The sequence below is a fragment of the Qipengyuania intermedia genome, from assembly GCF_019711615.1.
Taxonomy (GTDB): Bacteria; Pseudomonadota; Alphaproteobacteria; order Sphingomonadales; family Sphingomonadaceae; genus Qipengyuania; species Qipengyuania intermedia.
Window position 1 is genome coordinate 1,077,709 of sequence record NZ_JAIGNS010000002.1, and the last position, 19,168, is coordinate 1,096,876.

At 62.3% G+C, this 19,168-nt stretch carries 19 protein-coding genes; 9 read left to right on the plus strand and 10 right to left on the minus strand.

Features of this window, described 5'->3' with window-relative positions; all coding sequences use genetic code 11:
• Positions 1–36 precede the first annotated feature (36 nt).
• Positions 37–1,437: a methyl-accepting chemotaxis protein gene (locus K3179_RS11615; protein ID WP_221565281.1), complete on the plus strand. Its 1,401-nt coding sequence runs from the start codon at positions 37–39 to the stop codon at positions 1,435–1,437.
• A 75-nt stretch (positions 1,438–1,512) separates the two neighbouring features.
• Here K3179_RS11615 and K3179_RS11620 read toward each other — a convergent pair whose 3' ends face one another.
• Positions 1,513–2,379, minus strand: coding sequence for an AAA family ATPase (locus tag K3179_RS11620; protein WP_221565283.1), 867 nt, complete (start codon positions 2,377–2,379; stop codon positions 1,513–1,515).
• 99 nt (positions 2,380–2,478) lie between these two features.
• Between K3179_RS11620 and K3179_RS11625 the strand changes: the two genes are divergently transcribed.
• On the plus strand, positions 2,479–3,708 hold the full coding sequence (locus K3179_RS11625; protein ID WP_221565285.1) for a bifunctional alpha/beta hydrolase/OsmC family protein: 1,230 nt from the start codon (positions 2,479–2,481) through the stop codon (positions 3,706–3,708).
• Here the strand turns inward: K3179_RS11625 and K3179_RS11630 are convergent.
• From K3179_RS11630 to K3179_RS11640, 3 genes are all read right to left on the minus strand, one after another.
• Complete coding sequence (locus K3179_RS11630) at positions 3,705–4,082, minus strand: hypothetical protein (protein ID WP_221565287.1); 378 nt, start codon at positions 4,080–4,082, stop codon at positions 3,705–3,707. The two genes, K3179_RS11625 and K3179_RS11630, sit on opposite strands and share 4 nt — an antisense overlap.
• Entirely contained in the window at positions 4,075–6,051 is a 1,977-nt protein-coding gene (gene parE / locus K3179_RS11635; protein WP_221565290.1) for a DNA topoisomerase IV subunit B, read from the minus strand. Before parE ends, K3179_RS11630 begins: the two co-directional genes overlap by 8 nt.
• A gap of 62 nt (positions 6,052–6,113) precedes the next feature.
• Positions 6,114–7,256: a penicillin-binding protein activator gene (locus K3179_RS11640; RefSeq protein ID WP_247712954.1), complete on the minus strand. Its 1,143-nt coding sequence runs from the start codon at positions 7,254–7,256 to the stop codon at positions 6,114–6,116.
• Positions 7,257–7,293: 37 nt separating this feature from the next.
• Between K3179_RS11640 and rsmI the strand changes: the two genes are divergently transcribed.
• The 3 genes from rsmI to gshB are packed head-to-tail and all read left to right on the plus strand — an operon-like array spanning position 7,294 to position 9,476.
• Entirely contained in the window at positions 7,294–8,151 is an 858-nt protein-coding gene (gene rsmI / locus K3179_RS11645) for a 16S rRNA (cytidine(1402)-2'-O)-methyltransferase (protein WP_345722810.1), read from the plus strand.
• Complete coding sequence (locus K3179_RS11650) at positions 8,148–8,498, plus strand: YraN family protein (protein ID WP_221565294.1); 351 nt, start codon at positions 8,148–8,150, stop codon at positions 8,496–8,498. The genes rsmI and K3179_RS11650 overlap by 4 nt, the downstream gene beginning before the upstream one ends.
• A gap of 9 nt (positions 8,499–8,507) precedes the next feature.
• Positions 8,508–9,476, plus strand: a complete 969-nt coding sequence (gshB, locus tag K3179_RS11655) for a glutathione synthase (protein WP_221565296.1) — start codon at positions 8,508–8,510, stop codon at positions 9,474–9,476.
• Here the strand turns inward: gshB and K3179_RS11660 are convergent, their stop codons facing one another.
• Both K3179_RS11660 and hemW read right to left on the minus strand, forming a co-directional pair.
• Complete coding sequence (locus tag K3179_RS11660; protein WP_221565298.1) at positions 9,477–10,373, minus strand: tyrosine recombinase XerC; 897 nt, start codon at positions 10,371–10,373, stop codon at positions 9,477–9,479.
• Positions 10,370–11,524, minus strand: a complete 1,155-nt coding sequence (gene hemW, locus K3179_RS11665; protein WP_221565300.1) for a radical SAM family heme chaperone HemW — start codon at positions 11,522–11,524, stop codon at positions 10,370–10,372. The genes K3179_RS11660 and hemW overlap by 4 nt, the downstream gene beginning before the upstream one ends.
• 47 nt (positions 11,525–11,571) lie before the next feature.
• Between hemW and K3179_RS11670 the strand changes: the two genes are divergently transcribed.
• Positions 11,572–12,153, plus strand: coding sequence for a CAP domain-containing protein (locus K3179_RS11670; RefSeq protein ID WP_221565302.1), 582 nt, complete (start codon positions 11,572–11,574; stop codon positions 12,151–12,153).
• Here the strand turns inward: K3179_RS11670 and rdgB are convergent.
• Entirely contained in the window at positions 12,150–12,776 is a 627-nt protein-coding gene (gene rdgB / locus K3179_RS11675) for an RdgB/HAM1 family non-canonical purine NTP pyrophosphatase (protein WP_221565313.1), read from the minus strand. The two genes, K3179_RS11670 and rdgB, sit on opposite strands and share 4 nt — an antisense overlap.
• Positions 12,773–13,489: a ribonuclease PH gene (gene rph, locus K3179_RS11680; protein WP_221565315.1), complete on the minus strand. Its 717-nt coding sequence runs from the start codon at positions 13,487–13,489 to the stop codon at positions 12,773–12,775. The genes rdgB and rph overlap by 4 nt, the downstream gene beginning before the upstream one ends.
• An 84-nt stretch (positions 13,490–13,573) precedes the next feature.
• Here rph and hrcA point away from each other — a divergent pair, with 84 nt between their 5' ends.
• Genes hrcA through K3179_RS11695 form a run of 3 tightly spaced genes read left to right on the plus strand, consistent with a single transcriptional unit; the run spans position 13,574 to position 16,995 of the window.
• Positions 13,574–14,617 carry a heat-inducible transcriptional repressor HrcA gene (gene hrcA, locus K3179_RS11685; RefSeq protein WP_221565317.1) on the plus strand — a complete coding sequence of 348 codons (1,044 nt, stop codon included), beginning with the start codon at positions 13,574–13,576 and terminating at the stop codon, positions 14,615–14,617.
• A 12-nt stretch (positions 14,618–14,629) separates the two neighbouring features.
• Entirely contained in the window at positions 14,630–15,229 is a 600-nt protein-coding gene (gene grpE, locus K3179_RS11690; protein WP_221565319.1) for a nucleotide exchange factor GrpE, read from the plus strand.
• Between the two features lie 20 nt (positions 15,230–15,249).
• The gene (locus K3179_RS11695; protein WP_221565321.1) at positions 15,250–16,995 is read left to right on the plus strand and encodes a DUF885 domain-containing protein; all 1,746 of its coding nucleotides are present in this window, start codon (positions 15,250–15,252) and stop codon (positions 16,993–16,995) included.
• A 6-nt stretch (positions 16,996–17,001) separates the two neighbouring features.
• Here K3179_RS11695 and K3179_RS11700 read toward each other — a convergent pair whose 3' ends face one another.
• Both K3179_RS11700 and K3179_RS11705 read right to left on the minus strand, forming a co-directional pair.
• Complete coding sequence (locus K3179_RS11700) at positions 17,002–17,805, minus strand: hypothetical protein (RefSeq protein WP_221565323.1); 804 nt, start codon at positions 17,803–17,805, stop codon at positions 17,002–17,004.
• A 104-nt stretch (positions 17,806–17,909) separates the two neighbouring features.
• Positions 17,910–19,076 carry an indoleamine 2,3-dioxygenase gene (locus K3179_RS11705; RefSeq protein WP_221565325.1) on the minus strand — a complete coding sequence of 389 codons (1,167 nt, stop codon included), beginning with the start codon at positions 19,074–19,076 and terminating at the stop codon, positions 17,910–17,912.
• Positions 19,077–19,168 lie beyond the last annotated feature (92 nt).

The window sequence follows — 19,168 nt, forward strand, 5'->3', positions numbered from 1 at the left end:
CCCTCCCGCAGAACGGGGACAAAGGGATCGTATCAAATGGAACTTAGCGTTGTTGATGCTTCGAAGGCTGCGAGCATCGAGTCGATTCCGGAGGCTTGCGGCAAGGTCACGGTCGGGTGTTCCGATGTGGCCGGCATCGTGCAGGCGGTTATCGACAGTTCGGGAATCCTTCGCGCCGAGCATGCGGAGCTCCAGGGCACTGTCCACGAGCTCGAGAAAGACCAGCGCAAGGTTGCCGAAGCATCCGACGAGGCACGCCTCCTGTCCGCCCGCGCCATCGAGCGCCTGGGGCAGGGCACTGCACAGATCCAGTCGTCGCTGAGCCAGATCACCAATCTCCTCGACCTGGTCGAAACGCTGGCGACCCATGTCACCGGTTTCGCTGCGGCAATGGATCAGGTGAAACGCTGTTCGCAGGACATCGAACAGATTGCGGAGACCACCAATATCCTCGCCCTCAATGCGACAATTGAGGCGATGCGCGCAGGCGAAGCCGGTCGCACTTTCGCCGTGGTCGCCAATGAGGTGAAGTCGCTAGCGGGTGAAACGCGCAAGGCGACGGATGAGATTTCGGACGTGATCGAAACACTCGGCACCGAGGCTGCGACCGTGATCGAGCGTATCGAAGCGGGCGCCAAGGCTTCCAACGAGGCCAAGAGCTCCGTCGCGAGTATCGATGCGACGATCTCGGGCGTCTCCCAGCTTGTCGAGGAAGTCGACCAGCAGAACGATCAGATCGCGCGTGCCACCGGCATGATGACCGAACACGTCGATCGTGTCTCGGCCGTGATCGAGAGTTTCGACCGCGCTGCCAGCGAAAACGAAAACAAGCTGGCGACCGCACACGATCGCATGGAAGAGCTCGAGCTGACCGCCAGCGACATGTTCGACAAGCTGGTGAAAGCGGGCCTCTCGCCGCAGGACAGCCAGCTGGTCGAGCGCGCTATCGATCACGCAAAGAACCTCGCCCGCATTGCCGAGGAGGCGATCGAGAAGGGCGAACTCACCATGGAGCAATTCTTCGACACGGATTACAAGGAGGTGCCGGGCACGAACCCGCAGCTCTTCCGCAACAAGCTCAGCGACTGGGCCGACCGCAACTGGCGCCCCATCATCGATTCGGTGGTGGCAGAAGGCGGCCCGATCATGATGTGCTCGCCCGCCGATATGAATGGCTTCCTGCCCACCCATGTCTCGGACCGGTCGCGCAAGCCTACCGGCGACCTGACCCACGACACCAAGTACTGCCGCAACGGTCGCATTATGCTGGAAGGCGTGGATGTCGCTGCGAAGAAGAGCACCGATCCTTACATGATGGCGGTTTACCGCCAGGAAGGGGACGGGAAGAACTACGTGGTCGTTCGCAACGTCTACGTGCCGCTGATCATCAACGGCCGTCGCTGGGGCGACAGCGAACTGGCTTACTCGCTCAACTAAACGACATACCCCGAGAGAAAAGGGCGCGCTCCGATTGTGGAACGCGCCCTTTTCGCTGTCTGGTCGGAGCCGGAATCAGGTCTGGCGGCGCGCCATGAAGGCAAGCCGTTCGAACATCATCACATCCTGCTCGTTCTTCAGCAATGCACCGTGCAGCGGGGGAATGGCGCTGTTCGGATTGCTGTCCTGCAGCACGTCGAGCGGCATGTCCTCGTTGAGAAGGAGCTTCAGCCAGTCCAGCAGTTCGCTGGTGCTGGGCTTCTTCTTCAGGCCGGGCACTTCACGCAGTTCGTAGAAGATCTCCATCGCCTTGGAGACGAGGTTCTTCTGGATGCCCGGATAGTGCACCTCGATGATCTCGCGCATAGTGTCGCGATCGGGGAACTTGATATAGTGGAAGAAGCAGCGGCGCAGGAACGCGTCGGGCAATTCCTTCTCGTTGTTCGAGGTGATGACGACGATCGGGCGTTCCTTGGCCTCGATACGCTCGTGCGTTTCGTAGACATCGAAGCTCATGCGGTCGAGTTCCTGCAGGAGATCGTTCGGAAACTCGATATCCGCCTTGTCGATCTCGTCGATCAGCAGGACGGGCAGTTCGGGGCTGGTGAAGGCCTCCCACAGCTTGCCCTTCTTGATGTAGTTCGAGATGTCGTGGACACGCTCGTCGCCAAGCTGGCCGTCGCGCAGGCGGGCGACCGCGTCATATTCGTAGAGGCCCTGCTGCGCCTTGGTCGTCGACTTGACGTTCCATTCGATCATCGGAGCGCCGAGCGCCTTGGAGATTTCATGCGCCAGCACGGTCTTGCCGGTGCCAGGCTCGCCCTTGACGAGCAGCGGGCGGCGCAACGTCACTGCGGCATTCACCGCGACCTTGAGGTCTTCGGTGGCGATATAGGAACTGGTACCTTCGAAACGGTTCTGTTCGGTCGATTGTTCGGACATGGGTTTTCCCTTGCAACTTGTGCGATGCGTTAGGGCTAGGGCACGCTTAGGGCAAGGGGGCGTTGTAACACTTGCATCCCCAAGGACGAAGGAGGGTACATGCCGACCGAAAACCTGACGATTGCTACCGACGCCGGCCATGACCTGACCGGCTCGCTGGAAATGCCGACCGGGCTCGTGCGCGGCGCGGCACTGTTTGCTCACTGCTTCACCTGCACCAAGCAGAGCCGGGCGGCGGTGGCGGTTGCGCGTGCATTGGCGCGTGAGGGGATTGCTACGTTGCGGTTCGATTTTACCGGTCTCGGAGGAAGCGGTGGAGAGTTCGGCAGGGCCGGCTTCGCAGCGGATGTGTCCGATCTTGTCGCGGCCGGGAGCTACATGGTCGAGCGCTTCCAGCAACCGATCCTGCTCGTCGGACATAGTCTGGGCGGCGCAGCCGTGCTTGCCGCAGCAGACGAGATCGGCGCACAGCACGTTGCGGCAATCGCCACCATCGGCGCTCCTTCGGATGTGCCGCACGTGCTGCGCAATATCGACGGAGACATCGAGGCGATCCGGAGCAAGGGCGAAGGCGAGGTAAGGATCGGCGGCCAGGAGTTCTGCCTCGGCAGGGAATTCCTTGAGCGGGTCGAGAATATCGACCTTCTCGACGAGGTGAAGCGTCTCAGGAAGCCGCTCCTGTTCCTGCATTCCCCGACCGACGCCATCGTCGGGGTGGAACACGCGAGCGCGCTTTTCCAGGCTGCCAAACATCCCAAGAGCTTCGTCAGCCTCGAGGGCGCCGATCATCTTCTGCTGCAGGAACAGGACGCCGATTTCGCAGCGCGGGTGATTGCTGGCTGGGCCCATCGTTACCTGCCACTGCGGGACGACTGGCCGATGCCGGAAGAAGGCATCGTCGCTTGTACCGGCCATGGAAAATTCGGCACCGAGGTCCACACCGTCGCCCACCAGTTCATCGCCGATGAGCCGAAAAGCTATGGCGGTGATGACAGTGGGCCGACACCCTATGATCTTCTCAACGCTGCGCTCGGCACCTGCACGGCGATGACGATGAAGATGTATGCCGATCGCAAGAAGTGGCCCCTGGAAGGCGTCAGCGTCCATGTCACGCATGAGCGCAAGCACGCCGAAGAGTGCGATCATGTCGAAGCGATGGAGGAGGGCAAGCAGATGCAGGCCCTCAATCGCGTGATTTCAATCCGCGGGGATGCGCTGGACGATGACCAAAGGGCGCGCCTGCTCGAAATAGCCGACAAGTGTCCCGTGCATCGCACGCTCGAAGGCGAATTGCATGTGCACACCCGCTTGGACGAGGTGGCTGACTAGCCGAGCATCGAGAGGGCGGTAATCCCGAAGAAAAATGCGAGCGTCAGGCCGGTGGCCCATTGCCAAGGCTTGGGCGCGCCGTGCATTCCGCGATCCCAGGTGAACTGCCAGATCATCCCGGTGATCAGCAGGGCAATGGCAACGACGACCAGTCGCGGCAGTCCAAGAAGGCCCCAGAACAACATGACCGCGGCTGGCTGGGCCACGACCTGGAGGACGAGCGCTCCCGCGAACCAGGCGATAGGGATCGGCCGGTAAGCGGCGTCCGATGCGTACCAGTCCGGAAGCGCGGTATCGGTCCGGGCGATGCGGCGGTCACCCGCCATCACATCGCCTTCGTTCGCGTCTTCCGGATCGTTTCTATCGTCAGGCATCGATCATTTCGCGGTCGAATTCCCCGGCATTGTTCTGGATGAAGTTAAAACGATGCTCGGGGTTGCGGCCCATGAGCTGGTCCACCAGTTCCTTGACCTTTGCACGGTCCTCGAATTCGGCGGGCAGGGTGATCCGGATCAGCGAACGTGTCTCCGGGTTCATGGTCGTTTCACGCAGCTGCTGGGGGTTCATTTCGCCGAGGCCCTTGAAGCGGCCGACTTCGACCTTCTTGCCCTTGAAGACCGTTTCTTCCAGTTCCTTGCGGTGCTCGTCGTCACGCGCATAGCGGCTCTCCTTGCCCGCCGTCAGACGATAGAGCGGTGGCTGGGCAAGGTAGAGGTGGCCGTTGCGCACCACGTCCGTCATTTCCTGGAAGAAGAACGTCATCAGGAGCGTGGCGATATGCGCGCCGTCGACATCGGCGTCGGTCATGATGATGATGCGGTCGTAGCGCAGGTTCTCCGCATCGCAATCCTTGCGGGTCCCGCAGCCCATCGCCAGGCTCAGGTCCGCGATCTCGCTGTTGGCGCGGATCTTGTCGGCAGTCGCGCTGGCGACGTTGAGGATCTTGCCGCGGATGGGAAGGATCGCCTGCGTTTTGCGATTACGGGCCTGCTTGGCGCTGCCCCCTGCCGAATCCCCTTCGACGATAAACAGTTCCGTCTCGCCGTCGCCTTCGCCGCTGCAATCGGTCAGCTTGCCGGGCAGACGGAGCTTTTTCGCATTGGTCGCGGTCTTGCGCTTGATCTCGCGTTCCTGCTTGCGGCGCAGGCGCTCGTCCATCCGCTCCATGACCTGGCCGAGCAGCGCTTTGCCGCGGTCCATGTTATCGGAGAGGAAGTGGTCGAAATGGTCGCGGACTGCGTTTTCGACCAGGCGGACAGCCTCGGGCGAAGTCAGGCGATCCTTCGTCTGGCTTTGGAACTGGGGGTCGCGGATAAAGACCGACAGCATGACCTCGGCACCGTTCATCACGTCGTCGGCGGTGAGGTCCTTGGCTTTTTTGGTGCCGGTCAGATCGCCGAAGGCCCTTAGCCCCTTGGTCAGGGCTGCGCGCAGGCCCTGCTCGTGCGTGCCGCCATCGGGAGTGGGGACGGTGTTGCAGTACCAGCTGGTCGACCCGTCGGAGAAAAGCGGCCACGCAATGGCCCATTCCACGCGGCCCTGCTCATCGGGGAAATCCTGATTGCCTGCAAAGGGCTGCGCGGTGACGCATTCGCGCCCGCCCAGCTGTTCTGCAAGGTGATCTGCAAGCCCGCCCGGAAATTTGAAGACGGCTTCTGCCGGAACATCGTCGCTCGTCAAAGCTTCTGCACATTTCCAGCGGATCTCGACACCTGCGAAAAGATACGCCTTCGAGCGGGCGAGCTTGAACAGCCGTTTCGGCTTGAAGGCGCGGTCGCCGAAGATCTCCGCATCCGGGGTGAAGGTAACGGTGGTGCCGCGCCGGTTCGGAGTGGGGCCGAGCTCCTGCAGCTTGCCGGTAGGATGTCCCTTGGAGAATTCCTGCGCGAAAAGCTGTTTGTCGCGGGCCACCTCGACGCGGGTGTAGTCCGAAAGGGCGTTGACGACCGAAACACCGACACCGTGCAGGCCGCCGCTGGTCGCATAGGCCTTGCCCGAGAACTTGCCGCCCGAGTGCAGGGTGGTGAGAATGACCTCCAGCGTGGATTTGCCGGGGTATTTCGGATGTTCCGCCACCGGGATGCCGCGACCATTGTCACTGATCGTGACCTTGTTTCCTTCGTCTAGACGGATCTCGATCCTGCTGGCATGGCCTGCAACCGCTTCGTCCATGGCATTATCGAGCACCTCGGCGACGAGGTGGTGCAGGGCGCGATCGTCGGTCCCGCCGATATACATGCCCGGGCGGCGGCGCACCGGTTCGAGGCCTTCGAGGACCTCGATGGATGATGCGTCGTAATCGCCGCTCGATGTGGGCGTGTTCTCGAAAAGATCGTCGGCCATGGTGAGTGCTATATCGCGCGCGAATCCGCGCGCACAAGCACCGCCGTGACGTTATCCGCCTGTCAGAAGCCCGAAGGAGCCCTGGAGACGGTGATTATCCCGCCATCGCTGACCGATCGCACCTCGAGGGCACGTTCCACGATGCCGTTGCGCTGGAAGCGGAAAGGGCCGTCCATCCCGTCGAAACCTCCCGACTGGAAAAGGATGTCGGTCGGGAATTCACGTCCGACTTCCCAGTCGCGTGCTGCGCGCAAGGTGAGAAGCACGGCATCGTAACCCAGCGTCGCGACACGATAGGGCTGGCTGCCGAACCGCGCCTCGTAGCTGGTGACGAATCCGCCGTAGCGTCCGTCCGTCACAGCAGAGAACAGCGCACCTTCCAGCGCCTCGAGCCGCAACAGCGCGCTTTCGCCAGCCCACCGCTCCGTCCCGAGGATACGCAGGGAAGGCGACACAATCGCCTGTGCCCCGCGGATCGAGGGCGTTCCCCCATCGGCGATCAAAACCGTGTCGAACCCGCCCATAGCCTTGAGCCTTCCGGCGGCGCTGACGACCGAAGTGTTCGTGCGGGAATAGCGCTCTGTAGCAACTAGCCGACCGCCGTAGGACGTAAGGGCGGAGCGCAGGGCAGCTTCGGCGCGACTGCCATAGTCGGATTCGGGGGCCAGGACGGCGAATGTATTTGCGCCCTGTTGTCGCGCATATTCCACGCTGCGGGAGATGGACTGTTCCGGAATGTGACCCATGATGAAGACGCCGGGCCCGGCAACCGTGGTATCATTCGAGAAACTGATGATCGGCACATTCTCCGCCGCTGCCGTCGATCGAACGGCCGCCACATTGCTCCCGAGCAGGGGGCCGAGGATGAGGCGACTGCCATCGGCAAGGGCGTCGTTCGCAGCTGCCTGGGCCCCGCGCGCAGTGTCGTAAGTCGTGATGCGGATATTGTCGGCATTCGTATCGAGGAGGGCCATCGTCGTCGCATTCGCGATCGACTGGCCGACCGCACCATTGTCTCCGGACATGGGCACCAGCAGAGCGACTCGGTGCCGCTCCCCGTCCTGCGGCAAGCTCGTAGCACTGGGTTCCGGCGTCGGCGCTGGCGGAGCGGGCTCGGCCGTCTTGGGAATGATCGCGCATCCAGACAGCGCCATCGCTCCGAATGCCGCGATTGCACCGCGCCGGTTCATAAATGCCTGCTTCATCCTTGCCGCGTCCCTTTTTGCTGGTCATGGAAGGCATGTGAGCGAACCCGCATCCCCTGCGCCTGACGAAAGTCTTACACCCGGTCTCTATCTCGTTGCCACCCCAATCGGCAATCTGGGCGACATAACGATGCGCGCTGTCGATATCCTGCGCCGCTGCGACGGGGTCGCCTGCGAGGACACGCGCGTCACGGGCAAACTGCTCAAACACCTCGGAATTTCGAAACCCATGTGGCGCTACGACGACCATAGCGAGCATCGGGACCGGTCGAGGCTCGTCGGCTCCATGCAAACGAGGGCAGTCGCACTGGTGAGCGACGCAGGGACACCCATGGTGAGCGATCCCGGCTATCGGCTTGTCAACGATTGCAGGGAGCAAGGCATACCTGTCACCAGCCTTCCGGGGCCCTGCGCGGCCGTGGTCGGGCTGACCCTTTCCGGCCTACCGAACGACCGCTTCCTGTTCGCAGGCTTTTTGCCGTCGAGAGAGAAGGGACGCAGAGAAACTCTGGAAGAGCTAGCCGCGATCGACGCCACGCTGGTGCTCTACGAGACCGCGCCGCGCCTTCTGAAGACACTAGCCACCATCGAGGAACTCCTGCCTAAGCGAGAGATCGCCGTCGCGCGCGAATTGACCAAGCTGCACGAGGAATGCCGCCGCGGCTTCGCCTCCGGCCTGATGGCCTATTACGACGCCAACCCTCCGCGCGGCGAGATCGTCCTGCTCATCGGTCCCCCCGAGGCGGTCCAGGCGAACGAGGCGGATGCGGACGATATGCTGCGCAAAGCTCTGGCGACCATGAAACCCTCTCAGGCTGCAGGACACGTAGCCAAGGAAACGGGTCTCGATCGCAAGGCCCTTTATGCCCGCGCCATGGATCTCAAATCGGAATGAAGCGGCAGGTTGCCGAACGTAACGGCAGGGACGGCGAAGCGAGGGCGGCATTCTGGCTTCGCGCCAAAGGCTGGCACATCCTCGACCAGCGGGTGAAGACCAAGGCAGGCGAAATCGACCTTGTCGCAAAACGCGGGAATATCGTCGCCTTCATCGAGGTGAAGTGGCGCAGCAAGCGCGCGGAACTCGACAATGCAATCGACGAGCGTCGGCTGGCGCGTGTCGCGGCGGCAACAGAATCCGTCGCTCATCGCTATGCGACCAATGGAGAGGACATCCGCGTGGACGTGATCCTGCTTGCACCGGGCGCTTTCCCTCGCCACATCGCCAACGCCTGGCAACCTTAGGAGATCGCAATGGGCCTGCGTGTCGCCGTCCAGATGGACCCGCTCGAAAGCATCAATATCGCCGGGGACAGCAGCTTCGCGCTGATGCTGGCCGCACAGGCAAGGGGACACGAAGTCTGGCACTACGACGTCACCTCGCTCGCTTATGAAAGCGACGGCACCCCTGCAGGACGGATCACGGCCCATGCCGCGCCGGTCACCGTCCAGCGCGTGGAAGGCGATCATTTCACGGCTGGTGAAAGGCGCAGGATCGACCTTGCTCGGGATATCGACGTCGTCCTGATGCGGCAGGATCCGCCGTTCCACCTCGGCTATATCAGCTCTGCGCTCCTGCTGGATCGCCTCAAAAGCACGACCCTTGTGATCAACGATCCCCGCGAAGTGGTGAATGCGCCGGAGAAGATGTTAGTTCTCGATTACGCGCGTTTCATGCCGCCGACGATGATTGCGCGGCACCTCGATGATTTGCGGGCCTTCCAGCAAAAGCACGGATCGGTCGTTATCAAGCCGCTCCATGGCAATGGCGGCAAGGCGATCTTCCGTCTGGACGAGACGGGTACGAACCTGTCCGCGCTTAGCGAGGTGTTCGACCTTACCTGGCCAGAGCCGCACATGATCCAGCCCTTCCTCCCCGAAGTCAGCGAAGGCGACAAGCGGATCGTCTTGGTCGACGGGGAATTTGCCGGGGCAATCAATCGCTTCCCGGGCGAAGGTGAGTTTCGTTCGAACCTTGCGCAGGGCGGCCATGCCGAAGCCACCGGTCTCTCCGAAAGGGAAGAGGAAATTTGCGCAGCGATGGGCCCTGAGCTCAAGAAGAGGGGGCTGGTATTCGTCGGCATCGATGTGATCGGCGGCCAATACCTGACCGAGATCAACGTGACTTCGCCCACTGGCATCGTCGCCATCGACAAGTTCAACGGAACCGATACTCCCGCGCTGATCTGGGACGCGATCGAGCGACGTCACGCCGCTATGTGATCAATCGCGGTCGCGTGGATGTGCGTTGCGATAGGTGTCTAGCAGACTGGCGGCATCGACCTTCGTATAGATTTGCGTCGAACCGAGGCTGGCATGACCTAGCAATTCCTGCAGGCTGCGCAGATCGGCACCCGCTCCGAGCAGGTGGGTCGCAAAGCTGTGCCTCAGCGCATGCGGTGTCGCAGTGTCCGGCAGCCCTAGCGCCTTGCGGGCGCGTGCTGTCGCTTTCTGGACGACGCCCTGCGAAAGCGCGCCGCCTTTGACCCCCCGGAACAGGGGATCGCGCGGCCCAAGCGGCCAGGGATTGAGTGTGCAATATTCGGCGATTGCATCGCGGACCAGCGGCAGTATGGGCACGGTCCTTTGCTTGCCGCCTTTGCCCGTAACGGTGAGTGTTTCGCCAAGAGGGACGTCCGAACCCGTCAGCGACAAGGCTTCGGCAATTCGTAGACCCGCCCCGTAGAGCAACAGCAGGACCGCCCGATCGCGCGCGCCAACCCAATCCTCCATCGCCATCGCGTCGACCGTTTCAGCCAAACCTATTGCATCGTCGGGCGACACGGGGCGTGGGAGGCCCTTTTTGATACGCGGTCCCCTCAGGCGCGGAGCCTGCGTGACGTCGTGACCCGCCTGCGCCTTGGCAAAAGACACGAAGCTCTTGAGCGCGGAAAGCTCCCTTGCCGTCGAAGCATTGGACAGGCCATCGCTGCGGCGGGACGCCAGATGGCTACGCAACTCGGCTGCGGTCAAAGCCGCAACCTGCTCGAATGTCTCGAACTCGCCGCGCGTCATCAGCCGCTCGGCAGCCTTCGAATATGCGCGCACGGTGTGATCGGAGCGCCGCTGCGCCAGCGAGAGGTGGTCGTGCCAGGCATGAAGGCAATCCGCCTTGGTCATCCCGCGACCAGGTCCTCTGACACAAGTTCACCAAGCAGGGCGTCCAGCAAGGGCATGCCTGCCTCGGTGACGCCAATCCTGTCCGCCTTCTTCCAGACCAGGCCGAGGTCGCGATAGAGGCGCAGCTTGGCGTCATCGAGCATGGTGGTGGAGGTGACGTCGAAACGGCGGGAAAGGGAAGTCATGTCGATCCCTTCCGCAAGGCGCAGTCCCATCAGCAGCGCTTCCGAAGCCTGTTCGTTCTTTGTGAGCGTGCGGTTCTCAGAGATGCCCGAGCCCTGACGTTCAACCGCGGCAAGGTAGTTTTCGGGTTTCTTGTGTCGCAAGGTCGCTATGCCGTCACGGCGCCCGTGTGCTCCCGGGCCGATCCCGAGATAATCCTCGTAGCGCCAGTAGGTCAGGTTATGCCGGCTTTCCTGTCCGGGCCGCGCATGATTGCTGATCTCATAGGCTGGCAGTCCGGCAGCGGCGGTCATTTCCCGCGTCATCGCGAAAAGATCGGCTGCTGGGTCATTGTCGAGCGGCGTGAATACACCGCGCCGGACATCGGTTGCAAAACGCGTCGTCGGCTCGATCGTCAGCTGGTAAAGCGATAGGTGATCGGTGCCGAGTGCCATGGCCTCGCCCAATTCCTGCCGCCAGTCGGCCTCTGTCTGGTCGGGGCGGGCGTAGATCAGGTCGATCGACACGCGGCCGAAATGGCTCTGTGCGGTCTCGAGAGCGTGAATAGCTTCTTCGGCGCCATGCAACCTGCCCAAAAACCGGAGCGTTTCGTCCCGTAAGGACTGAACCCCAAGGGAGACACGGTTCACCCCGGCACTCGCCAGCGCTGCGAAATTGGCGGCTTCGACCGAGGATGGATTGCCCTCCAGCGTGATCTCGATGCCATCCTCGAAACCCCAGATTTCCTCTGCTTCCTGCAGGAGTTTTTCAACGAGGGTCGGTGGCATCAATGACGGAGTTCCCCCGCCAAAAAAGATACTTGCGAGCTTTTCCTGAGATTTGTTCTGGGTTGCTTCGGCACGCATGTCGCTCAGCAAGGCGCGTTCCCAGACGTCCATATCCGTCCGCTCGCGGACGTGGCTGTTGAAGTCGCAATAGGGACATTTTGCGAGGCAGAAGGGCCAGTGAATGTAGAGGGCTTTGGCCAAGGGGCGCTTTCATTGAAAATTAAGCCAGCTCCGTTTTAAGCGGAGGCATGGAAGGCATGAAACTTTACGCGACCGCTGTCGCTGCACTGGGACTGCTATGTGCCACGGGTGTCGGTGTCGCTGCAAGCGCTGGCGGCGCTGCTGCCTCGTCTGCCACGGTGCGTGAGCATCCGGCGCACGATAATGCAGCCGATCGCCATGCCGGGCGCATTCTCCATCTCCACAACCGTGAACGCGCGCAATTGGGCCTTCCGATGCTGCAGTGGAGCCCGCAGCTGGCGCGTGAAGCTAGGGACTGGGGCCACACGCTCGCCCGCAAGGGACGCCTCGAACATGCCAGCGCCTCGATGCGCAGCGGAACCGGCGAGAACCTCTGGATGGGGACTGCTAATGCGTGGCCGGTCGATACCATGGTCGGCATGTTCATCGATGAAAAGCGACATTATCGTCATGGGCGCTTCCCTGAGATTTCCCGCACCGGCCAATGGGCTGACGTGGCGCATTACACGCAGGTAATCTGGCGCGATACTCAGGAAGTCGGCTGCGCGGTGGTCACGGATCGGGGCTGGGACGTCCTGGTCTGTCGTTACTACCCGGCGGGCAATGTCTGGGGTCGTATGGCCTATTAGGCGAACTGCTCCGCCACCAGTTTCGCAAATGCATCGGCACGATGGCTGATGGCGTGTTTTTCCTCCGGCGCTATTTCCGCAAACGTCAGGTCGCGGCCCTTGGGGACGAATACCGGATCATAGCCGAAACCCATTTCGCCTCGCGGCGGCCATGTCAGCGTGCCGGGAGCCGTTCCTTCGTAGACCGCCTGCTCTCCGTCGGGCCAGGCAAGTGCCAGAACGCAGTGGAAGGCGCAGGAGCGGTCGACGTCCGCCCCCTTTTCCTGAAGCATGCCTTCGACCTTGCCCATCGCCATGTACCAGTCGCGGCCGGGTTCGCCTTCGAAATGCTGCCGTTCGGCCCAGTCCGCCGTGTAGACGCCGGGGCGACCATCGAGCGCATCGACCGAAAGCCCGCTGTCGTCGGCGAGAGCGGGCAGGCCCGATGCCTCTGCTGCCGCGCGGGCCTTCAGCAGCGCGTTCTGTACGAAAGTCGTGCCTGTCTCGGGCGGTTCGGGCAGGCCCAGCGATCCAGCAGAGATGCACTTCACGCCGTAAGGCGCGAGCAAAGCCGAGATTTCCTTGAGCTTGCCGGCATTATGCGTCGCGATGACGAGGCTTCCCGAACCGAGCCGACGGGTCATTTGCGGGTTGCCTCGTCCTGTGCCTTGAACACTTGCGCACAGCCCATCTGTGCAAGCCGGAGCAAGCGCAGGAAGGCTTCCTCGTCATAGGGCGCGCCTTCCGCCGTAGCTTGTGCCTCGGCGATCTTGCCGCCTTCGATCAGGACGAAGTTGGCATCGGCATCCGCATTGCTGTCCTCGGGGTAATCGAGGTCGAGCACCGGAGTGCCCTTGTAGACACCGCAGGAAATGGCAGCGACCTTGGCGGTGATCGGATCTTCCACAATGTCGCCCGATTTCATCAGGCCATCGACGGCCAGCCGCAGTGCGACCCATGCGCCCGAGATCGATGCGGTACGCGTACCACCATCGGCCTGGATGACATCGCAATCGAGCGTGATCTGGCGCTCGCCAAGCTTCTTCATATCTACCACTGCACGCAAGCTGCGCCCGATAAGCCGCTGGATTTCCTGCGTTCGTCCGCTCTGCTTGCCCTTGGCCGCTTCGCGCTGACCGCGCGTGTGCGTGGCGCGCGGGAGCATGGAGTATTCACCGGTGACCCAGCCTTCTCCCTTGCCGCGAAGCCATGGCGGAATGCGTTCTTCGACCGATGCCGTGCACAGGACCCGCGTTCCGCCGAAGCTGATCAGGCAGCTGCCTTCTGCGTGCTTGGTGTATCCCGTCTCGATAGTGATGGCGCGCATTTCGTCGGGCGCGCGTCCTGAAGGTCGCATTCCATTCTCCAATTCAGTCGAATCTCGGTGGAGGCTTTGGCCGATGGGCCTTGAGGCCGCAAGTGGAGTGGTTAGATAGAAGGCATGAACGGCCCTCCGCTTTCCGATTTGTCCGACCGCGCGCGGGAGATTTTCCGCCTCGTGGTGGAGGGGTATCTCGACACCGGCACTCCTGTCGGCTCGAAGGCGCTTGCGGGCGAGGGCGGTGTCGGCCTGTCGCCCGCATCCATCCGTTCTGTCCTGGCCGAGCTGGAACAACGCGGCCTGCTCGCCGCCCCTCACACCAGCGCGGGCAGGATGCCGACGGAAAGCGGCCTGCGCCTGTTCGTCGATGCAATGATGCAGGTTGCCGAACCGACCGCACAGGAGCGGGCGGCGATCGAGAAACGCCTCGCAGAACCCGGCCCGATCGAGCGCGCGCTGGAAGAGACAAGCGCGCTGCTGTCCGATCTTTCGGGCGCCGCGGGCATGGTGATGGTGCCCCGAAGGGAGCCGCGGCTATCGCAGGTGTCCCTCACCGCGCTCGACGCGAACCGCGTTCTGGCAGTGCTCGTGGGAGAGGACGGCCATGTCGAAAATCGCATACTCTCCGTTCCGGCAGCCGTCTTGGGCGTGTCGCTCGAACAGGCGAGCAATTACCTCACCGCGCGCTCGTCCGGGCGGACACTCGCCGAGGCGGCCGCTGTGGTCGAACAGGAGATTTCCGGCGGACGCAGCGCGCTGGACGAGGCCAGCCGCGATCTCGTGGCCCGCGGCATCGCGACCTGGACCACCGACACGGCCGAACGCCCGGTCCTTATCGTGCGCGGCCAGGCCAATCTGCTGGACGAGAGCGCGCTCAGCGATATCGAGCGGGTGCGCTCTCTTCTGGACGATCTCGAAAACAAGCAGTCGGTCGCCAAGCTCCTTGAAAATGCGCGGGACGCAGATGCCATGCGGATATTCATCGGCAGCGAGAACCGGCTGTTCTCGCTATCCGGTTCCTCGGTCATCGCCTCGCCCTATCGCGACCGGGAAGGTAAGGTGGTCGGAGTGCTGGGGGTCATCGGGCCAACTCGGTTGAATTACGCCCGTGTCGTCCCCATGGTTGATTTCACGGCCCGTTCCTTGGGCAAAAGATTAGGCTGACAGGGTTTACAAGTGAGCAACGAGAACACGAACGAACCGCAGGACAAGGCGGTCGACGAAGAAGTGGCGCGCGAGATGGAAGGCGTGCCGGAGCACCTGCGTGACAAGGACGGCGAAGAAGACGCCGCAGACGAAGCGCTTGAGGAAGCGCTGGCGAGCCTGCGCGGCGATCTGGAAGCGGCCAAGCAGGACGCGCTTTATGCCCGTGCCGAAACGCAGAACGTTCGCCGCCGGATGGAAAAGGATATCCAGGACGCTCGCAATTACGCGGCGACCGGGTTCGCCCGGGACATCCTGAGTGTGGCCGACAATCTCGCCCGTGCACTCGACGCCATTCCTGCGGAGCAGCGCGAAGACGAGAAGCTCAAGGGCTTTATCGCAGGTATCGAAGCCACTCAGCGCGAGCTTGAAAAGGTGTTCAACCAGAACGGCATTACCCGCATCGCGGCCAAGGGCATGCCGCTCGATCCGAACCAGCACCAGGCCATGATGGAAATCCCGACCGACGAGGTCGATGCAGGCACCATCGTCCAGGAAATGCAGGCGGGTTACATGATCAAGGACCGTTTGCTGCGTCCGGCAATGGTCGGCGTCGCGAAGAAGCCCGACTGAACATTGGAAGTGGATCGGCGATGAGAACTGCAATGCTTGGAGCGGCGGTTCTCATTGCCGCCATGTCCCCTGTCTCCGCACAGGAAAGCGCCGACGAGCGCCTGGCCGCGCTGACAGATGCGTTTTACGATTATCAGCTCGACAATTACGCGCTGGTGGAAACCGAAAGCGGTCAGACGAGGCAAGGCGACAGCCTGCCGTCGGTATCGCCCGATGTTCAGCGCGCTCGCTCTGCTCGATATGCCGAACTCTTGCAGCAGCTGCAGGCATTGGAAGGCGAGCCGCTGGGCAAGGATGCGCGGACCAACGCGCTGATCTTGCGGACCCTCCTCGAAGCGGAAATCGGCGATGCCAGGTTCGCCGAATGGGAAATGCCGCTCAACAGCGATTCCAATTTTTGGTCCTATCTCGCTGGGCGCACTCCTTACTCCTCGGTAGAGGAATACGAGAACTACATCGGCCGCATGCGCGATCTGCCGCGTTATTTCGCAGAGCATACCGCTAACGCGCGCGACGGACTGGATCGCGGCTTCAGCGTCCCGGCCGTTACCCTGGAAGGGCGAGATGCGTCGATCGAGGCGTTTGTGGTGGATGAACCGGAGGCAAGTCCCTTCTGGACGCCCTTCGAGACCATGCCTGCCTCGATCCCCGAAGCCGAGCAAGAACGCCTGCGCGCCGCGGCAAGGGCCGCCATCGGCCAGCATGTGACCCCGGCCTATGCGGCATTGCTGCAGTTCTTCCGCGACGAGTACCTTACGCGCGCGAGATCGACGATCGGTGCCAGCGAATTTCCCGAAGGACGCGCCTATTACGCGCAGCAAATCCGGCAGTATACGACGCTCGATCTGACCGCTGAGCAAATCCACGCCATCGGACTTGAAGAGGTGGCCCGGATCAAGGCGGAAATGGAGCAGGTCAAGGACGAGGCCGGCTTCGAGGGCACCCTTGAGCAGTTCATCACCTTCCTGAGGACCGATCCGCAATTCGTCGCTGATACCCCCGACGAGCTGATGGGGGTGGCCGCCTATACCGCAAAGCGAGTGGATGACCGGCTAAGCGATTACTTCGGCTTCCTGCCGCGGTATCGCCATGGCATTCGTCCGGTCGATCCGGCTATCGCGCCGTTCTACACAGCGGGGCGCGGCGGGCTGGAATATTGCCAGATCAACACGCACGACCTGCCTTCGCGACCGGTTTACAACATTCCGGCGCTGACAATGCACGAATGCGCCCCGGGGCATAGTTTCCAGGCGGCGATTGCCCTCGAACGCGACGATGCGCCGAGGTTCCGCCGCCAGACCTATTTCTCCGGCTTCGGCGAGGGCTGGGGGCTCTACACCGAGTATCTCGGCGAGGAGATGGGCATCTACCGCACGCCCTACGAACGTTTCGGGAAATTGAGTTACGAGATGTGGCGTGCCGCGCGCCTGGTGATTGACACGGGCATCCACCACTACGGTTGGACCCGCGAACAGGCGATCGACTATCTTGCCAGTCACACCGCGCTTTCCAACCGGGAGGTCGAAACCGAGATCGATCGGTACATCAGCTGGCCCGGCCAGGCGCTCGCATACAAGCTGGGCGAGATGACGATCCGCCGCGTTCGGGCAAAGGCGGAGGACGCGCTGGGAAGCCGGTTCGACATTCGCAAATTCCACGATGTCGTGCTGTCGCTGGGTTCGGTGCCGTTGCCGGCGCTGGAAGCCCGGATCGACGCGTTCATTGCCGACGGTGGTCAGGGCCTGGAGGGCGTCAGCTACGATTAGGCTGCGTCAGCGGCACAGCGAGACGTCGTTCAGATAGGCCTGCAGAACCTGTCGGCGGTCGTCCGCCCATAGGCCCACCATCCGGTCGTCCGGTCGAGGGCTGGTTGAAAATTCCACCGCCCTTGCAAGGAAAGTTCTCCCATCGGCAGGGCAGAAGTCCTGCGCTCGTGAAAGATTGAGGAAGTCCGTGACCGACTGGTACCGGGCCTGGACCTCGCGGTCTTCGCGCCGGCGCTCTTCCAGTCTCTCCTGCATCCGCTCGTCCGTCGCATCGCTGCGGCGGGCATTGTCGCGCAGATTGTCGACGCGCGACACTTCTGCGCGGAACGTGTCGGAATCACGCGGGTAGAAGCGGGCTAGGGGAGGATTGGGTTCGGTCGGCGTTTCGCTGTAATAGCGGTCGACACGCTTGGCATCGGTATCGTCGTCCAGCTCGGCTCCGATCGCCACCGCACCTATCGCAGCAGCACTTTCGGCGAGGGAGGGGTCGCCTTTCGGACGCTGGGCCGCTTCCGCAACCGGTTCCGCCAGCAACAGGTTGACCAGCATCGCTGCATCGAAACGGTCGTGAACCAGCTCGTTGACCATGCAGGGGTAATAAAGGCGCTCGCCCTCGATCCACGCGATCATCCGCTGGTTCGTTGTGCACCCGAACGAGGTGAGTTCGATATCGGGGGAAGCTTCCCGTGCCTCGACAAGGGCCTGCGAAACCAGTTCGGCGCCGTGGGAAGGCTCTTGCGCAAGGGCAGGTGAGCCGAAAAGCGAAAGAAAGGCTCCAGCCGCTACAACCGTCGCTCCCGACCAATTCATTGTCATTCTCCCACCTGGCACCCGGATAATCTTGCGGGTGCGACCTTGCATCACGCTGAACGGTCCGGCGGGGACTGCCATTCCCGCCGGACCGCCGATCAGGTTCAGCTCACCAGCTGAGCCCGGTTTTCGTCGCGGTGCTTCTTGAGGTACTTCATGAAGGGCGTGCCGCCCGTACCGACATCCGGATCGTTCCCGGCAATGCTGCCCGCCTGTTTGTTGATGTAGCTTGCCGCATATTCGAGGTGACGGGTGCGGAAGCGGGCGGATTGCTCAAGGCAGGCGTTGAACGCTGCCTTCAGTTCCGCATTCTCACTGGCCGACACGAAATCCCGCAAGGTGGACTGCGCTGCCAGGTCCTCGATGAAACGGCGGTGCTCGACCGGGCGGTAATGATGCAGCTCGTCGAGGAAGCTCTTGAGCGGATCGTCGCTATGTCCGACCTGGAAGAGTGCATCCATCGCCGGGACGATAGACGATTGCGATCCCGTCTGTCCGCGCAATGCCTGTGGCTTGCCCTCGAAACGCTCGATCCCTTCATAGACAAGGCCGCCGTCTCGCAATGCAGGGTTGTTCGCCCAGCCGTGGATGTAAGGCCGCACGCGGTGGAAGTAGATATAGGGGTCGCATTGCTCGGGCATGCGCGCGAAATGTTCGTAAATGCGCTCCCAGGCGTCGTCCATTTCCTTCAGCAGGCGCGTAGCTTCCGCCTCGTCGCCTTTTCTAGCGACGTCGACGAGCCGCGCTGCATTATCCAGCAGGACACCGGCTTCCGCTTCGATCGCGACGTGAACGAGGACGAACCAGTTTTCGTCGGCACCGCACAGGAAATTCTGGTGCATGGCGATATTGTCCAGCGTGATGGGTCCCGATTTGTCGAGCCGGTACCAGTTGTCGAGCACGTATCCGGAATAGGGGAGGAGCGGCGCCTGGCCGAGGCGGTCAGACAGGGCGCACATGGGCCGGGCGAGATTTGCGGGGAGGTGTTGAGGCGGCTTTGCCTCGCCCCAGACATAGGCTTGAACCAGGAAGGAATAATGCACCATGGCAGTGCGGACCTCTTCCTCCGGAGCGGTCTGGACCCATGCCGAAATTTCCGGATCGGGGAGGGCATCGAGGAAGTGTCGGGCCCGGCCCGAAGTAAGCAGCGCCGACAATATGCCTGCCGCTTTCACGATCGGACCGAATTGTTCGGGGAGCGTGATCTCGTCGATCTCGTAATGCGAAAGATAGCCGCGCTCGCGGCTCATACCGTAGTCTTTAAGCTCCATTGTGATGACTCATCGCCGAGCGCGGGTTGGGCCGCTCGGTCAATGCGTGCATTCGTATCCATTGAAACCGGTTCGCTCAAGGCGGGGTGTGG

Excerpts from the sequence above, each read along its gene's own strand:
- K3179_RS11615 (WP_221565281.1), top strand. The coding sequence starts at position 37 with ATGGAACTTAGCGTTGTTGATGCTTCGAAGGCTGCGAGCATCGAGTCG.
- K3179_RS11620 (WP_221565283.1), bottom strand. The coding sequence starts at position 2,379 with ATGTCCGAACAATCGACCGAACAGAACCGTTTCGAAGGTACCAGTTCC.
- K3179_RS11625 (WP_221565285.1), top strand. The coding sequence starts at position 2,479 with ATGCCGACCGAAAACCTGACGATTGCTACCGACGCCGGCCATGACCTG.
- K3179_RS11630 (WP_221565287.1), bottom strand. The coding sequence starts at position 4,082 with ATGCCTGACGATAGAAACGATCCGGAAGACGCGAACGAAGGCGATGTG.
- parE (WP_221565290.1), bottom strand. The coding sequence starts at position 6,051 with ATGGCCGACGATCTTTTCGAGAACACGCCCACATCGAGCGGCGATTAC.
- K3179_RS11640 (WP_247712954.1), bottom strand. The coding sequence starts at position 7,256 with ATGAAGCAGGCATTTATGAACCGGCGCGGTGCAATCGCGGCATTCGGA.
- K3179_RS11650 (WP_221565294.1), top strand. The coding sequence starts at position 8,148 with ATGAAGCGGCAGGTTGCCGAACGTAACGGCAGGGACGGCGAAGCGAGG.
- gshB (WP_221565296.1), top strand. The coding sequence starts at position 8,508 with ATGGGCCTGCGTGTCGCCGTCCAGATGGACCCGCTCGAAAGCATCAAT.
- K3179_RS11660 (WP_221565298.1), bottom strand. The coding sequence starts at position 10,373 with ATGACCAAGGCGGATTGCCTTCATGCCTGGCACGACCACCTCTCGCTG.
- K3179_RS11670 (WP_221565302.1), top strand. The coding sequence starts at position 11,572 with ATGGAAGGCATGAAACTTTACGCGACCGCTGTCGCTGCACTGGGACTG.
- rdgB (WP_221565313.1), bottom strand. The coding sequence starts at position 12,776 with ATGACCCGTCGGCTCGGTTCGGGAAGCCTCGTCATCGCGACGCATAAT.
- rph (WP_221565315.1), bottom strand. The coding sequence starts at position 13,489 with ATGCGACCTTCAGGACGCGCGCCCGACGAAATGCGCGCCATCACTATC.
- hrcA (WP_221565317.1), top strand. The coding sequence starts at position 13,574 with ATGAACGGCCCTCCGCTTTCCGATTTGTCCGACCGCGCGCGGGAGATT.
- K3179_RS11695 (WP_221565321.1), top strand. The coding sequence starts at position 15,250 with ATGAGAACTGCAATGCTTGGAGCGGCGGTTCTCATTGCCGCCATGTCC.
- K3179_RS11700 (WP_221565323.1), bottom strand. The coding sequence starts at position 17,805 with ATGAATTGGTCGGGAGCGACGGTTGTAGCGGCTGGAGCCTTTCTTTCG.
- K3179_RS11705 (WP_221565325.1), bottom strand. The coding sequence starts at position 19,076 with ATGGAGCTTAAAGACTACGGTATGAGCCGCGAGCGCGGCTATCTTTCG.